The organism is Streptomyces coeruleoprunus (assembly GCF_039542925.1).
GTDB lineage: Bacteria > Actinomycetota > Actinomycetes > Streptomycetales > Streptomycetaceae > Streptomyces > Streptomyces coeruleoprunus.
In genome coordinates this window covers 3349869-3366195 of record NZ_BAABIT010000001.1, presented here as the reverse complement: position 1 = coordinate 3366195, position 16327 = coordinate 3349869, and the positions used below count along the sequence as shown (strand labels likewise).

Annotated in this window: 9 protein-coding genes; 5 read left to right on the top strand and 4 right to left on the bottom strand. The window is 71.3% G+C overall.

Annotated elements, in window-relative coordinates; all coding sequences use genetic code 11:
* Positions 1-358 precede the first annotated feature (358 nt).
* Positions 359-4081 carry a type I restriction endonuclease subunit R gene (locus tag ABEB09_RS14760; RefSeq protein ID WP_345690363.1) on the top strand — a complete coding sequence of 1241 codons (3723 nt, stop codon included), beginning with the start codon at positions 359-361 and terminating at the stop codon, positions 4079-4081.
* A 4-nt stretch (positions 4082-4085) separates the two neighbouring features.
* Positions 4086-4877: a M48 family metallopeptidase gene (locus tag ABEB09_RS14755; protein WP_345690362.1), complete on the top strand. Its 792-nt coding sequence runs from the start codon at positions 4086-4088 to the stop codon at positions 4875-4877.
* Between the two features lie 36 nt (positions 4878-4913).
* On the opposite strand, the gene ABEB09_RS14750 is transcribed toward ABEB09_RS14755, so the two are convergent.
* Positions 4914-6035: a DUF2690 domain-containing protein gene (locus tag ABEB09_RS14750; protein WP_345690361.1), complete on the bottom strand. Its 1122-nt coding sequence runs from the start codon at positions 6033-6035 to the stop codon at positions 4914-4916.
* Between the two features lie 261 nt (positions 6036-6296).
* Here ABEB09_RS14750 and ABEB09_RS14745 point away from each other — a divergent pair, with 261 nt between their 5' ends.
* Positions 6297-7373, top strand: a complete 1077-nt coding sequence (locus ABEB09_RS14745) for a peptidoglycan recognition protein family protein (protein ID WP_345690360.1) — start codon at positions 6297-6299, stop codon at positions 7371-7373.
* 65 nt (positions 7374-7438) lie between these two features.
* Here ABEB09_RS14745 and ABEB09_RS14740 read toward each other — a convergent pair whose 3' ends face one another.
* From ABEB09_RS14740 to ABEB09_RS14730, 3 genes are all read right to left on the bottom strand, one after another.
* Positions 7439-8203 carry a D-Ala-D-Ala carboxypeptidase family metallohydrolase gene (locus ABEB09_RS14740; protein WP_345690359.1) on the bottom strand — a complete coding sequence of 255 codons (765 nt, stop codon included), beginning with the start codon at positions 8201-8203 and terminating at the stop codon, positions 7439-7441.
* A gap of 89 nt (positions 8204-8292) precedes the next feature.
* Complete coding sequence (locus ABEB09_RS14735) at positions 8293-9288, bottom strand: penicillin-insensitive murein endopeptidase (protein WP_345690358.1); 996 nt, start codon at positions 9286-9288, stop codon at positions 8293-8295.
* 283 nt (positions 9289-9571) lie between these two features.
* Positions 9572-11410, bottom strand: coding sequence for a serine/threonine-protein kinase (locus ABEB09_RS14730; RefSeq protein WP_345690357.1), 1839 nt, complete (start codon positions 11408-11410; stop codon positions 9572-9574).
* Positions 11411-12157: 747 nt separating this feature from the next.
* On the opposite strand from ABEB09_RS14730, the gene ABEB09_RS14725 reads away from it, so the two are divergent.
* Together ABEB09_RS14725 and ABEB09_RS14720 are read left to right on the top strand one after the other, a co-directional pair.
* Complete coding sequence (locus tag ABEB09_RS14725) at positions 12158-13042, top strand: glycoside hydrolase family 19 protein (protein ID WP_345690356.1); 885 nt, start codon at positions 12158-12160, stop codon at positions 13040-13042.
* 153 nt (positions 13043-13195) lie between these two features.
* Complete coding sequence (locus tag ABEB09_RS14720; RefSeq protein WP_345690355.1) at positions 13196-16231, top strand: FG-GAP repeat domain-containing protein; 3036 nt, start codon at positions 13196-13198, stop codon at positions 16229-16231.
* Positions 16232-16327: the final 96 nt, after the last annotated feature.

Sequence of the window (16327 nt, the reverse complement as noted above, 5' to 3'; positions counted from 1 at the left end):
TGCCTTGCGGCAAGTAGATCACGTACCAACCGGGCTACGCCCGCGCCGCGGAGACTGGTCGCGGGTTCGTGGGGGATCTGCGTCGCGACGGAAAGCAACAGTCGGATCCCGTGAGCAGGAACGCCGGCCAGGTGGCCTGACCGCATGCCCCACGCTGGACGGGCCACCAGCGCCTCGCTCAGCCGCCGGGAAGACATCGACTTCGGCGAGCACATCCGCATTCCCGCGCCCTTCCACTTCGACCTGGACACGTCCGTCCGGCGCCCCCTACTGGCCTCCCCACGCCACCCCGTGGCGCACAATGGACCGACGTACAGCATCACGATGACGCCGGGTACGACGAGGGGGGCGCGGGCGCATGGTTGGCGGGGGCGGCAGAGGGGCGGCGGAGCGGGACGAGGCGGAGGGGCCGCTGCTCGCGCACCTCAAGGCGATGGGGTGGAAGCACATCCGTGGCCGGGACCTCCAGGGTGCCGAGCAGCGGGACTACCAGGACCTGATCCTCCACGGGCGGCTCATAGCCGCTCTGCGTCGTATCAACCGGCTGCCCTGCCAAGCGTCCGGGTGGATGTCGGACGACGACGCCAAGCGGGCTATCGACGGGCTGCGGCGTGCCGCGCGCAGTGTCTACTCGGCGCCGCTGGAGTCGGCCAACGAGGGCGTTTTGACCCTGCTTCTGCACGGGGCCCTGGACAAGGGACCCGACGAGCGGGACGTGAAGGTGCACTTCGTCGACTGGTCCGTCGACGCCCTGGAGGGCAGTCGGGAAGGGGCTCTCGCGCGCAACGACTTCCTCGTCGTCGACCAGCTGCGCGTCCGCAACGCCGACGGCAAGGACGCGGTGCTCGATCTGGTGCTGTTCGTCAACGGCATTCCGCTCGTCGTGGTCGAATGCAAGTCGCCCGACCTGGGGATGCCTCTCGCCGAGGCGATCCGTGACCTGCGCGCCTACACGGGGCGGCCCCTGGAGGACGACGAGCGGCGGGGCGGTGGTGCACCGCCCGGCATCCCCGAGTTCTTCGCCCCCGTACAGCTTCTGGTCGCCGCCGACGGCCGGGATGCCACGCTCGGCACGATCTCGTCCGAGGAGCAGCACTACGCTCTGTGGCGCAGCGTCGAGCCGGACTACGACGACTCTGATGATCTCCAGCGGGAGCTGCGCGCCTGGGGGCTCATCGGTGCCAAAGAACAGCCCAGCCTTCAGCATCAGTTGACCGCGATGGTGCTGAAGCCGGGGAACCTGCTCAACATCATCCGGCACTACGTCTTCGAGATGCCGCTGAAGAGCCAGAAGGCCCAGAAGAGCGGCGCGCGAAAAGCCAAGGCGGCCGCCCCCAAGACAGCCAAGGTCGTCTGTCACCACCAGCAGTACCGCGCCACCGAGAAGATCGTCCGCAAGCTCCGGACCGGACGCACCCGATTGGACCCGGGCGCCGAGCGTGACGAGCGCGGCGGGGTGATCTGGCATACGCAGGGTGCGGGAAAGAGCTTCACGATGAAGTTCCTGGCACGCCGGCTGCACATGAGCCCCGACCCCGCACTCAACAAGATCACTCTAGTCGCGGTGACCGACCGGAGGGATCTGCAACGGCAACTCAAGAAGTCCGTCGAGCTGAGTGGTTCCGATGTGCAGGTGGCGGCCTCGCAGGCCGACCTGGAGGGGATGCTGCGCCGGGCCGGGCGGGACGGCGGACGCCGGGTGATCTTCGCGACGATCCAGAAGTTCCTCGGTGAGCTGCCGGGTCTGCCGTCCGGCTCCGAGGGGCCGGACACGGCGGACGGTGAGGACCAGGCGCTCGCCGAGGACTTCGAGCGGGCGCGGAAGCGGGTCGAGGAGGGCGGCGAGGACCCGGCGGAGGTCGCTGACCCGTCTCCGGACGAGGAGACGCTGAAGGCCGCCGAGCGCGTGTTTCCGGAGTGCAGTGACTCCGTCAGGGTGCTGGTGCTGGTCGACGAGGCCCACCGTTCGCACACCTCCGTGCTCCACGCATGCTTGCGCAAGGCGCTGCCGAACGCCGCCCGGGTCGGCTTCACGGGCACCCCGCTGATGCAGGGCCGGCTCACCGACACCGGGCGCATCTTCGGCCTCGAACCAAGCCGCACGCCCGGCGGCCGACCCGAGTACCTCGACACGTACCGCATGGACGAGGCCGAGCGGGACAAGGTGGTCGTCCCCGTGCGGTACGAGGGGCGGGCCACGACCGCCGAGGTTCGGGAGAAGGAGAAGCTGGACGTCTGCTTCGAGGACCTCATCGAGCCACTGGACGAGGCGCAGAAGCAGCACGTACGGGACACCTACGGTGCGCCTTCCGGCCGGGACGTCGCTGAGTCCCCGTCGATGATCCGGAGCAAGGCGGCCAACATGCTCGCGCACTACGTGACGGGCCCGCTCAGCGGACACTTCAAGGCCCAGGTCGCCGTCGTCAGCCGAGAGGCCGCAGTGCTCTACCGGCACGCCTTCCGCGATGCCCGTACCGAACTACTGGCGCGTATCGAGCAGTTCGAGCGATCCGGTCGGCGCGAGGCCCTGCGGGGACGGAACCCCGACACGTATACGCAGGAGGAGATGCTGCTCCTGCGCGCCTGGCAGTACCAGGAAGTGCTTAGGCGCATCGACTTCGTCCCCGTCATCTCGGAGGGGAAGGAACGCAAGGCGGGGCTTTGGCGGGAGTGGACCGGCGAGACACGGCAGCGTGAGCACGTCGAGAGGTTCTTGGCGCCGTTCCCGGATCTGCCGCCGGACAATCCCTGGATTGTCGACCCTCCGCACGAGAACAATCCCGTGCCGGCCGGCGGCATCGGTGACATGAACCCGTGGAGCGACTTGGTCTGGGACCACGGAACGGGAGCCGAGGAACCACCCATCGCGTTCCTCATCGTGAAGTCGATGCTGCTCACCGGCTTCGACGCCCCCATCGAGCAGGTGCTCTACCTGGACCGGCCGATCCGCGACGCCGAACTGCTCCAGGCCATCGCGCGCGTCAACCGACCGGCACCGGGGAAGAGCGAAGGGCTCGTGGTCGACTACTACGGCGTCCTGAACCACCTGGGGGCCGCGCTCGCCGCCTACCAGAACGACCCGCCGGCTCTGGAGTCGATGCGCAGCATGGACGACGAGATCCCAGCCATGCGGGAGGCAGCCGAAGAGGTCCGGAAGCTTCTCAGGGGCATGGGCATCAACGGCTCCGGCCTTGCGAGACGCGGCGGTCTCGCAGAAGCTGTGCTCACCCTCGGCGACCCCGGAAAGCGAGCCGACTTTGACAGGCTGCTCGGCGAATTCCTCGGCGCCGTGGACCGCGTGCTTCCCCATGAAGCAGCGCTCAACCACCTGGCCGACGTGCGGGCCTGGAGCCTGCTCCAGATGCGGGTACGGCGGCACTACCGCGACGAGCCGGGCGGCGGCTTCGCGATGCGCGGCTACGGGCGGAAGGTGCGTGCCCTGATCGCCGAGCACCTGGAAGTCCACGCCATCGAGCAGGCCATCGCGCCCGTGTCGATCCTCGCCCCGGACTTCGATGAGATCGTGGACCGGCTCCCCGCACGCGAGGCGGCGGCGGAACAGGTCCAGGCACTCCGCTACCACCTTCAGGAGCGGCGCGCTCTGGATGACCGGCCCGTGTACCGGAAGCTGTCCGAGGAGTTGGAGCGGGTCCTGGAGGAAGCCGATGGGCGGTGGGAGAAGATCAAGGAGAAGATCGGCCCTCTGGTCGACCGTGCCCGCCGGGCTGAGGAGACCGCCCCGGAGGCCGCCGGGCTCACGCGGATGGAGCAGCGGCTGTACGTGCTGCTCGCGGAGAAGCTGGAGAACAGCCCGGCCTTCGATACCCCGGATGCGGACTCCCTGCGGCACATGGTCTCCGAGGTGTGGCAGGTGGTCGTCGAGCAGGTGAGCATGGCGTCGTACGGCGGGGCCGAGGCTCACGTCACCGAGTTGGAGGCACACATCTGGCATCGCCTTCGGCGAGCGGGGCTCAAGCAGAGCGACGGCGGCCGGGAGGAGCTGAAGAGACTCGCGTCCGTCCTCGCTGGCTACGCCAACCAGAACGCGGCCGGGTTCCGCGCGGAGGCCCGGCGACAATAGGAGCATGCCCGTCCTGCCGGACCCCGATGGTCGAGACCGCGTCCTCCTCTCCGACGACGCGGTCCTGGACGTGGACGGGCTGCCGCTCCATGTACGGGTCAGCCCCCGTCGAAAGAGGCTGGGGCTCACCGTCGAGCGGGGCGGCTCGCTCATCCTGAGGGTGCCCGAGGGATGCGATCCCGAGAGAGCCGAGACCTTCGTCAGGGACAGCAGACAGTGGATTGAGCGCAAGCTCCGGCTCGGCGCCGAGCGCCGCCAGCTCCACCCCACACGCTCTCTGCGCGACGGTGAGATCCACCGCTACCTCGGGCGGGACTATCCACTGCTGCTCGTCGACGAGCCGGATGCGGCGGTACGCCTGGTGGCGGGGCGTTTCCAGCTGAGCTCCACCGTGGCCGGTGACCCGCGAGAGGCACGGAAGGCGATGGCCGCCTGGTACTGCGGGGCCGGGCAGCGCTGGGTACGGGGCCGTCTCCAGCCCTGGGCCGCGCGCATGGATGTGGGAGAGCCCACGGTACGCGTGCGGGATCTCGGGCACCGCTGGGGTACTTACCGTGCCAACCAGGGGGTCGCAGCGGAATCTGGGCAGATTGCGCTGCACTGGGCCGTGTTCCAGCTTCCGATTCACCTCGTCGACTACGTGATCGCCCACGAGTTGGCGCACATGCGAGTCGCCGGGCACGGCCCAGCCTACTGGCGGCTGCTCAGCAGGGCGCTACCAGAGGCCCGAGAGATGAAGGAGGAGCTGGACGAACTGGGCCGTCGCGTGTGGATGGGGGACGTGGATGACCGCTGACAAGGAATCCCCTGCCTCGAAAGGGCCGGCTGGCCGTCACGGCTGGACCTGCCGGTGCGGCGAGCACTCCATCTGCTTCTGGCTGGGGATGGCCCCGCACACCGTCACCGTGCGGGGCGGCGCCTCGGCGCTCACGGCCAGCATCTTGGTGTAGGTGTCCCGGTCGATACGGATGGTCGCCTCCATCTCCAGGCCGGTCAGCCCCTTGATCCGCACGGTGTCGCCGACCGTGCCGTTCTCGACGCGGCCCCACACGGCCTGGCACGCCTCGCTGTAGCGCAGCTGGATGTGCATGCCGCGCAGCCAGGTGTCATGGGCGGTGACGGCGTCCCACTGGCAGTCCGCCGCCTTGGGGTCGCGGCCGATGCAGGCGTCGCGGCGGCAGCCCACCTCGACCGGACCCGTGCGTGACGGAACCGTGTCCGGCACCGGCGCTCCGGGCGGCGGGGAGCTGATGCTCGCCCGCGCGTCGGGGCCGCCGTCCGGTTCGGCGGCGGACGGGCTGAGCGCCAACACCGTCAGGAACGAGCCGCATACGGCGCCGGCCACGACGGACGCGGCCAGACCGAGCCTCCGCCGCCGGCGCGGCGACCACGCGAGCACCAGCGGGCCGGGCTGCGGGGCCTCGCCCGGCCGCCGGTCGGCGGTGTTCCGTTCCTCCGGCCGCCGGTCTGCCACCGGCCGGCTCGCCGACTGCCCGTCCGCCGGCGGTGGCTCCACCGTCCGCCCGTCCCCCGACGGCGGTTCCGTCGTGCGCCGGTCCGCCGGGTCGTGCTCGGGTGGCCGCTTCTCCTCCTGACCGGCGGCCACGGCCCGCGCGGGTGCGTCCGGCTGACGCGCCGGACCGGCCTGCGCGGGCGCCGACGGGGCGCACTGCGCCTCCTGCGCGGCTGGCGCGCCCTCCGCGGAGATACGTTCCAGCAGGGCCAGCAGCGGCGCCGGGTCCTCCCCGGCCACCTCGGCCAGCTGCTCCAGCGCGACACAGGTCGGCAGCTGCTTGCCGTTGAGGAAACGCTCCCAGGAGGAGCGGCTGTAGTGCGTCCGGTCCGCGAGGCGGCCGAAGCTCAGCCCCGAGGTCTCCTTGATGCGGCGCATCTCCGCGAGCAGCCGGGCCCGCTCACCCGGTCTCTCCCCTGTGGCGTCGGCTTGGTCGTTCATCAACAGTCCCCGCGTCGTCCTTTTCCGGCCCCCCTCGGCCGACCTGGCGCATTTTATGGGCTGGTTCTCCTTCTCCCGCTGTCTGTTGCACAGTCAACTTCCCGGCTGGCCTGCGTCTTTGAGGGATGGACGGGAACGACGCGTCCCGGGATGCGTCCCGTGGCCGGAACGGTGTCCCGGGACGGCTGAGGTCTGGAGGGACGGCGGGCCGGGCCCACAGAGTGGGCCCGAACCGTCCAAGATCCCGCAGAGGAGACCGACTTGGCATCCATCGACCACTCCGGCCCCCACCGCCGTGCCGTACTCACGGGCGCGCTGGCCCTCGGCGCGGCGGCCGCGCTGACCCCGCTGGGCCCGGCAGGCCGGGCGTACGCGGCGGCAGGGCCGCTGATATCCGACTGCGCGGCCTGGGGCGCCCGCCCGCCGAGCAGCCCGGTCAACGTCCTGGCCGCCCGCCCGCACAAGATCATCGTCCATCACACCGCCACGGCGAACGTCACCGACTACTCGCAGGCCCACGCCTTCGCCCTCGCCCGGTCCATCCAGAAGTTCCACATGGACAGCAGGGGCTGGATCGACAGCGGCCAGCACTTCACGATCAGCCGGGGCGCGCACGTGGTGGAGGGCCGCCACCAGAGCCTCGCCACCCTCCAGGCCGGCAGCGGGACCGTCGAGGGCGCGCACTGCACCGGCCAGAACACCATCGCCATCGGCATCGAGAACGAGGGCACGTACGACACCGTCGACCCGCGCGGCCAGCAGTACGCGGCGCTCCTCGACCTGTGCACCCACATCTGCCGCCAGTACGGGCTGCGCGCCTACCAGATCTACGGCCACCGCGACTTCAACAACACCGCGTGCCCCGGCGACCGCCTCTACGCCCTGCTCCCGCAGCTGCGCCGGGACGTGGCCGCCCGGATCGGCGGCGACCCGACGGCACCGGTCTGGCCCGTCGTCCGCAGCTCCGAGACCGGCGAGCGGGTGCGCACCCTCCAGTACCTGCTGACCGGCCGGGGCGCCACGCTCACCGTGGACGGCTCCTTCGGCCCGGCCACGGAGGCCGCGGTCCGCGACTTCCAGACCCTCAACCGGGCGTACGTGGACGGGATCGCCGGCAACCAGACCTGGCACCACCTCGCCATGCCGGTCGCCCGGGGCGCGTCCGGCCAGGCCGTGAAGGCCGTGCAGAGCCAGCTGACCGCGCACGGGACGCCCACCACCGTCGACGGGATCTTCGGCTCGGGCACGGAGGCGGGCATCAGGACCTTCCAGACGTCCCGAGGCCTGCCGTCCGACGGCGTCGTGGACGCCCGCACGTGGAGCAGGCTGCTCGCCTGATTGCGGCCGCCGTACGGAACGGCCCCCGGAGCCTCGCGCTTCGGGGGCCGTTCGCCGTGCCTCTCTTACAGCACGATGCCGCTCTCCCACCACCAGGACTGGGCGTCGTACGGGTACTCCATCCGGCTGTCGACGTGCTGCCAGGAGTGCGTGTACGCCTCCAGGCCCGAATAGCCGCACGTCTCGGCGATCTTGTACGTCTGGTAGGTGGTCAGGCCCGACACGACGATGTCGGCGGCGATGCCGTACACGTGCATCGAGTTGGACGCGCCGCCGACCTTCGCGTTGTGGGCGGTGCTGCGGAAGCCGGAGTTGACCGTGATCGACCGGCCGCCGGCCTTCTTGCGCAGCGCCTCCAGCTTGTACATGTTGCGGCGGACGTTCTCCTTGACGGTGGCCTCGGCGACCCTGCCGCCCGTGAAGCCGGACCCGTCCTTGCTGTGGAACTCGGACCAGTCGAAGTGCGCGGTCGAACCGTCGGAGCTCTCCAGGGCGTTGAGCGCGGCGAAGGTCTGCGGCCCGGCGACGCCGTCCTGGGACAGGCCGTACGCCTTCTGGAAGCGGATCAGCGCGGCCTTGGTGCCGGGCCCGAAGTCGCCGTCGAGCGACACGTACGTCTGCTTCGGCGTGTCGTAGGCCCAGCCCGCGATACGGATCTGGAGCTCCTTCACGTCGGCTCCCGACATGCCCTCGGAGAGGGTCCGGGACCAGCTGTAGGCGGCGGCGGTGCCGGCCAGGGCGATGTTCGCGGTCACGGCCAGGCCGGTCGCGGCGAGCGCGCCGGCGCCGTAGCGCAGGAGGCCGCGGCGGCTGAGGTGGGTGCTGCTCATGGTGGTGTCCTCTCCCGTTGGTCGGACGTTCGTCGGACGGTGGTCGGGTGGTGGTCGGATGGTGGTCGGACGGTGAGTCGTCGGTCGGATCAGCAGGTGTAGAGCGCGTTCGGGTGCACGGCTTCGCAGTAGCGGATGTGCAGGTGGTTGTCGTGGTTGGTGAGCGGCTTCACCAGGCCCTCGTTGATGAGCACCGGGTCGTTGAACCAGATGACCTTGATGTGGCCGGGGGCCTTGGCCCGGATCTCCTGGACGAGCTTGCGGGTGGCGTCGCGGTCGTACGTGGACGACTCCCAGGTGATGCGGCCCGCGCCGCACTGGGCCGAGTCGGTGCGGATGGGCCAGACGTCCGCGTCGAGGCCCGCCTCGTGGCTGCCGTGGCCGGGGATGTCGCCGCCGTGCTCCCAGCTGAGGTCGCCGACGGGGAGCCGGCCGTTGCCGGTGGCGGCGAACGCGGCCGCGGCGGCCTCCAGCTGGCCGACGGCGGCGGAGGTGCCCCAGTTGGCGCTGGTGTTGCCGTCCGGGTTCTGGTCGCAGAGGGTGCCCGCGCCGAAGTCGACGCTCTCGTAGTGCCAGAGCAGGTTGCGCCACGTCGTCGGGCCGACGATGCCGTCGGCCCCCAGCCCGGCGTGGGACTGGAAGGACTTCACGGCGGCGGTGGTGCCGGAGCCGAAGACGCCGTCGACGGTGAGGCCCGCGCCGCGCTTGGCGTTCAGGAGGTGCTGGACCGCCTTGACCGCCGGGCCGCTGTCCGGCTGCTGGACGGTCACGACGAGCTTGCCCCAGGTGGCGGGGCCGACGATGCCGTCCGCCGTGAGGCCGTTCGCGCCCTGGAAGGCGACGACGGCGCTCTTCGTGCCGGAGCCGAAGACCCCGTCGGCGCCGACGCTCTGGCCCCGGGCGTTCAGCAGGTACTGCAGGGCGGTCACGTCGGAGCCCCGGTTGCCGGCGCTCTGGGTCGGGAAGAACGCGGCCGAGAAGGCGGCTGCGGGGCGCGGCAGGCCCAGCACCATGAGCAGGGCCGCGGCGAGGAGGACCGCGCAGCGGGTGAGGGCGGGCCGCCGCGCGGCGAGGGATGGGTGCATCGGCGTCTCCTGGTCGGAGAAGAGGGTTCGTCGGGTCGGCCCATCATTGACCTGGGTTCGGGCTGCTGGACCGTCCCGCGACGACTTCCGGGACAACGCGGGACGGCTGGGACGTGAGACGTCGGATGAGGCCGCTGAAATGGCGGAGTCCCGCTTCTGACGCGGCGGAGTACCGCCGCTGGGGTGGGTGGGGTCCCGCCTCTGAAACGGCGGAGTCCCGCCTCCCTCCGGCACGGGTGGCCGGTGGGGGCGGGACTCGGGACGGGCCTGGGGGCCCGGAGGGTCAGCCGAACTTCTTGGTGTACTCGGCCGGTTCGCTGTCCGTGCTCATGTCGTAGAGCAGCATCCGGTCCTTGCCGTCGATCCGGCTGATCCGCAGGTTCTGCGAGCTGTACGCCGTGCACTCGTCGTCCGACGCCGCCGCGTCCAGCTGGTGCGGGCCCACGATGACGAGGTCGCCGACGCCGCCGACGATGGCGGTGCTCGCGCAGTACACCGGGTCGCCGGTCGGCTTGCTCGTCTCCTCGTCGTACCGCGGGTACGTCTCCTCGAAGTGGATCAGCGGGGCGCCGACCGGACCCTGCGTGACGGTCAGGGTCGAGCTGTACAGGTCCCGCTCCTCCGGCGGCAGTTCCGGGTTCGGGGGCGTCTCCCACGTCCCGACCAGATTCGGCGGTACGGCGTTCGCGCCGGTGCGTGACTTGCGGAAGGTCGCCGACGCGGCGCCGGACCTCCACTCCACGACGTCCGGGGAGCGCAGGGTCAGCGTCTGGTGCGCGGCGGGCATGCAGCGCTTGGCGGGCACGCTGGTCGTGACGTCGCTCTCGCCGAAGACGACCTTGTCCTCGTTCGCCGAGACGAGCGTCGAGCGGCCCATGCACAGCTGGTCGCCGCTGACGTGCACGTACACCCCGGCCTTGGAGCCAGGCGTGCCCTGGACGATCTCGATGCGGGCCGTCTCGTAGGGCGCGGTGGCGCTGCCTCTGAGGACGCCCTCCCAGGCCCCGAGGAACGCCGCCGGTATCGCGCCGGCGCGGGAGTCCGCCGCAGGGGTCGTGTGGTCGCCGCCGCCCGGGCGGAGGGCGCCGGGCAGCCCGTACGTGAGGGCCAGGGCGGTGCCGGCGGCGGCGAGCGCGAGTGCGGCGGCCGCGGTGACGAGCGGCCAGCGCCTGCGCCTGCGGCCGGGCCGTGCCGGTTCGGTGACCGGGCGGGCGTGCTGGACCGGCGTCGGGTCGCCGTCCGCGTCGAGCAGCCGGGCGGCCTCCCGGCCGAGCTGGGCGAGCAGCCCGGCGGGCAGCCACGGCTCGGCGGCCTCGACGTGCGCGGCCAGGTAGGCCGCGGTCGGCCGGTCGGCGGGATCCTTGCTGAGGCAGGCGCGTACGAGGTCGCCCAGCTCCGGCGGCAGGCCCTCGAGGTCGGGCTCGTCGTGCGCGATGCGGAACATCATGGCGTGGACGCCGCTGTCGACGGTGCCGAACGGTGAGCGGCCGGTCGCCGCGTACGCCAGGACGGAGCCCAGGCAGAAGATGTCGGACGCGGGGGTGAGCCGCTGGCCGCGCACCTGCTCGGGCGACATGAAGCCGGGCGAGCCGACGACGGCTCCCGTGCTGGTCAGGCCGCCGTCGGTGACGGTGTCGACGGCGCGGGCGATGCCGAAGTCGATGATGCGGGGGCCGTCGACGGTGAGCAGGATGTTCGCGGGCTTCAGGTCCCGGTGGACCAGCCCCGCGGCGTGGATGTGCTCCAGCGCCCGGGCGAGGCCGACGGCGAGGGCCCGTACGGAGTCCGGGGGGAGCGGGCCGTACGTCTCGCCGACGACGGTGCGCAGGGACGGCCCGGCGACGTACCCGATGGCGACCCAGGGCGCGTCCGCCTCCGTGTCGGAGCCCAGCACGGGCGCGGTGCCCACGCCGCCCACCCGCTCCAGCGCGGCCACCTCGCGGGCGAACCGGCGCCGGAACTCGTCCTGCGCGGCCAGCTCGGCGTGCACGACCTTGACGGCGACGGTGCGGCCGCCGGCGGAGCGGGCGAGGTAGACACGGCCCATGCCGCCGGTACCGAGACGGCCGAGGAGACGGAAGGGGCCTATGGCGGCGGGGTCGTCAGGCGTCAGGGCATCCACGCCGGGATCTTCGCACACGCCCCGACCGGTGTCGGAGCCGTTCCGCCCTCTGGGCTGGCGTGTCCGGTGCCGCCGTTTGCTCGTGGTGGCCGGCACCGCCGTTTCGCTGTGGTTCCCGCTGTGGGCTCGCGCCGGTGCCGCCGTTCCGTCGTTGGGGGCTGGCGTCGCTGTGCCGCTGTTCCGTCGTTGTGGGCTGGCGCCGGTGCTGCCGTTCCGTCGTTGTGGGCTGGCGCCGGTGCCGCCGTTCCTCGTTGTGGGCAGTCGTTCCGCATGGGGGTCCCCCCTGGACGTAGTCCTTGGGGGAGGAACGGGTGGGCACAACGAGGAACGGCCCCCCGGCCTGAGGGCCCGCCCCTTGCGCGCCACGACGGTGGGTGAGTCCGGGTGCGGCCCGGGGGTCACGTGCTCAGATTGGCTCGCTCGGGCCCATGAGCGCGAAGCGTTACTGCATCGCCAATCCTGCGCGCGCGACCCCCGGTCCACCCCCGTCCCGTGCGTGGGCGGCTGACCCCCGGTGGGGGGTGGGGTAGGTGGGACCGCCCGCCCGTGGGTGGCTGACCGCCGGTGGTGGGTGGGCCTGCCCGCCTCTTGGCGGCTCACCCCCGGTGGGGGTGCGGGCCGTCAACTGGGGTGGCCCGCAACGGGCATGCGTGGCCCGCGCACGCTTCTGGTCTAGACCTTGACAGGTACAGACCATTCGCGGTTCCGTAAGGCACTGCCCCCTCATCCCCCACGAAGGGCATCCTCATGGCTCGACGCCTGCTCTCCCTCTTCGCCGCTCTCGCCACCGCGGTCGGCCTCGCCGTCTTCCTCCCCGCCTCCACCGCCTCCGCCGCCGAATGCGCGGCCCCGTGGAGTTCCTCCGCCGTCTACTGGGGCGGCAACACCGCCTCGTACAACGGCCGCAACTGGCAGGCCAAGTGGTGGACCCAGAACGAGCGGCCGGGCACGGTCGACGTCTGGGCCGACCAGGGCGCCTGCGGCGGCTCCACCCCCACGGACCCCGCGCCCTCCGGCTTCGTCGTCTCGGAGGCGCAGTTCAACCAGATGTTCCCGAACCGGAACCCGTTCTATACGTACAGCGGGCTCAAGGCCGCGCTCGGCGCCTACCCGGCGTTCGCGAACACCGGCAGCGACACGGTGAAGAAGCAGGAAGCCGCCGCCTTCCTCGCCAACGTCCACCACGAGACCGGTGGGCTCGTCCACATAGTGGAGCAGAACACCGCGAACTACCCCCACTACTGTGACCGGAACCAGCCCTATGGCTGCCCGGCCGGGCAGGCCGCGTACTACGGCCGCGGCCCGATCCAGCTCAGCTGGAACTTCAACTACAAGGCCGCCGGGGACGCCCTCGGCATCGACCTGCTGAACAACCCCTACCGCGTCGAGCGCGAGGCGGCCGTCGCCTGGAAGACCGGCCTCTGGTACTGGAACACCCAGAACGGCCCCGGCACGATGACCGCCCACAACGCGATGGTCACGGGCGCGGGATTCGGCCAGACGATCCGCTCCATCAACGGCGCCCTGGAGTGCGACGGCAAGAACCCGGCGCAGGTGCAGAGCCGGGTCACGAAGTACCAGCAGTTCACCCAGGTCCTGGGCGTTCCCACGGGCGCCAACCTGTACTGCTGACCATCTGACCTCGCACATCTGTGCAGGCCCCCCTGTTACGATTCAGCCACCGTGGGGTGGGGTGTCTCGGGCCGGGGGGCTCTGCGAGACCGTGGCCGGCGACGTACGCCGCCGCCTTCCCCCACGCCTTTTCGGTTCAGGGGAGGGAATCTCTTGCCACGTCACACCATCGCCCGCGCCACTCTGGTCGCGGGCCTCGTCATCGGCACGATCGCGCCGCTCGGTGGCACGGCCGGGGCCGCCGAGCCGGCACCGCTGCCGGCGCACACGGTCATCCCGTCCGAACGGACGGCACCGCGCCACGTGGAGCTGCTGAACGCAGGGACACACGGTTTCTGGCGCACGGAGGAACAGAACGGGATCCTCTGGACGAGCTATGCCGATGGGCGCACCGTCAAGACCCAGCAGTCCGACGGCCAATGGTTCCGCAATGGTTCCGGCTCCGACCTCGTGGTCGTCGACGCGGGAGGGGCCATCGAACTGCGGAACCCCATCGACGGCACGACCCGTAAGTTCACGGTCCCGGACGGCCAGCACTACGTGGGCACCTACGGCGAGACCATTGTCACCGCCGCCTACACCCTCGGCTCGTCCGATCCTCAGCGCACCCTGTACCTGAACCGGGTCGCCGCCGACGGCAGCACCACCACCCGCCGGGTGGAAGGCGACGTCGTCGACGTGTCCCTCCACTACTCGCCCGTGGGCGATACCCGTACCGTGATCGTGCGCGTCAAGAACGACGCGGGTGTCACCCAGCTCGGGCTGCTCGACATCGAGACCGCCCGTGTGACGGACGGTCCGGCCGTGAACCCCTCGGTCCTCGGGCTGGGGGAGCAGTGGCTGGTCTGGCTCGCCGCCGACGGCAAGCAAATCAACGCCGTACCGCGCGACACGCCGCTCGCCACTCCCATCACCGTGCCCTGGTCCGGCGACCCGCGGACGACCCGGCTTGCCGTCGTCGGCGACTGGGTCCTGGTGACCGGCCTGGCACAGGACGGTGTCACCGGCGTGGGGCTGAAGGCCGTGCCGCTTCGCGGCGGGGATCCCGTGACGCTGCTCGACCGGGCGAGTCTGTCCATGGCCCAGGTGCCCGGCGGCGACGTGCTCGCCATCGGCGGGACCGACGCGTCCCACTGGGCGGTACGCCGGGTCACCGCCCCCGCAGATGGGACGGCACCCGTCCTCACCAAGGTCGCCGACATCCCGCCGGCGGCCACGGTCAAGCAGCTCTCCCTGGCCAACGGAACCCTCGCGACCCTGGAGCTGCGGAACCAGAACAACGGCCTCCACTACTACGCCCGCCCCGTCACCACGGACGGTGCGCAGCTCACCTCGGGCGCCTCGCAGACCCTGAGCTACACCGAGGGTCACGGTCAGGGCCCCATTGCGGCCGGTGACGGCGGAATCTACGGTACGAATCCGGGCCGCGGTCACACGTCGATCGGTTCGATCGCCTCGGCGCCGGTCGGGGCCACCTTCAGCGTCCCGTCCCTCGACGCCCGGGTGAAGGAGATCACCGGCCGGTACGCCGTCGTCGACGACCCCGCCGGCGGCAAGCAGTACATCGGTGACTTCGACGAGCTGGTCGCCGAGCGCACCGTGATCCGCACCCGCGCCATCACGCCCACCACCGTCTGGGGCCGCACCGCCTGGACGCCCTCCGCGACCGCCGGCATCCTCAACTCCGAGAACCTGCTCACCGGCGTCCGCTCCACCCTCAACACCGGTGCGCCCTGCGTGCCCAAGGAGCTCCAGGCCGTCGGCCGCTGGATCTACTGGAACTGCGGGCCGACCGGCAAGGCCGGCGTGTGGGACAACACCGCCAAGAAGAACATCCCCGTGCCGTCCGGTGAGGCGCTGATCGGTGACGGCTTCCTCGTACGGCACGACAAGGCCGCCGGCAAGCTGCTGCTGACCGAGTTCCGCGACGGTGTCGCCGACACCACGCAGACCGTCGGCGACCTGCCCGCCACGACGGCCCCGCAGCGCGGGGTGACCTGGACCGTCGACCGGTTCGGCGGGCCCGTCGCGTACGCCGCGGCCGACGGCACCATCCACCTCGCGCCCAGCGGGGTGCCCACCGAGCCGCTGGTCATCGTCGACTCCGCGCAGACCACCGAGTACCGGCGGGGCCTGCGGACCCAGTTCCGGCTGTCGCGGCCCGCGAGTGCCTGGCAGATCCAGTTCAAGGAGGTCCGCACGGGCCGCGTCGTCCACACCCTCAGTGGCAACGCCCAGAACGGCCTGATCCAGGCGGCCTGGGACGGGAAGACCGCCGACGGCTACGCGACGAACGGCGCCTACACCTACGTCCTCACCGCCCAGCCGGCCAACGGCCAGGGCCCCGTGCTGACCAGGTCCGGGTCGTTCACCCTCGACACCGGCGCCCCCGTCTGGCGTGACCACAGCGCGACCAGCACGGCGGCCAGCATGTCCCTGACCGTCGACGGCCGGCCCGACCTGCTGTCGCTCGGCTCCGGCGGCGACATCGCCGTCCACGCCGCCAACGGCACGGGCGGCTACTCCCGTACGACGTCGGTGGCGGGCTGGCCGACCAACACCCTCGTCGTGCCCATGGGCGACATGGACGGCAACCGCTGCAACGACTTCCTGATCCGCGTCGGCAGCGAACTGCGCCGCCACCACGGCTGGTGCCACGGCTACGTGAACCCGAAGCACCCGTACACCTCCCTCGGCACGGCGTGGGGTCAGTTCAACGTGCTGACGTCGCCCGGTGACCTGACCGGTGACGGCCGCCCGGACCTCGTCGCCCGCCAGGCCACGACCGGTGACATCTACCTGTACGCGGACAACGGCGCGGGTGGTCTGAAGGCGCGGGGCAGGATCGGTACGAACTGGAAGGCGTACCGCGCGATCGTCGGTGCGGGTGACCTCAACGGCGACGGCATCGGTGACCTGCTGGCGGTGGACGGCGCCAACTCCCTGTGGCGCTACGACGGTACGGCGACGGGCACGGTCAAGCCGCGTGTCCTGGTCTTCGGCAACAGCTGGGCGTCGGGCCGCAACGCGTTCGTCGGCGCGGGCGACATCACCGGTGACGGCCGCCCGGACCTGGTCACCCGCAACTCGGCGGGCGACCTGCTCCGCAACAACGGCAACGGCAGGGGGTCCTTCGGCTCCACCGTGAAGATCGGTGCGGGCTGGCAGGCGAAGCTCCGGCTGTTCTGAAAAACCGATCACTCACAGGAGTGAATTCGGCATATGCCTGAAGGGCGGCCACCGGTTCGGTGGCCGCCCTTCGGTGTTCCTCGGCGGCGGAAACCG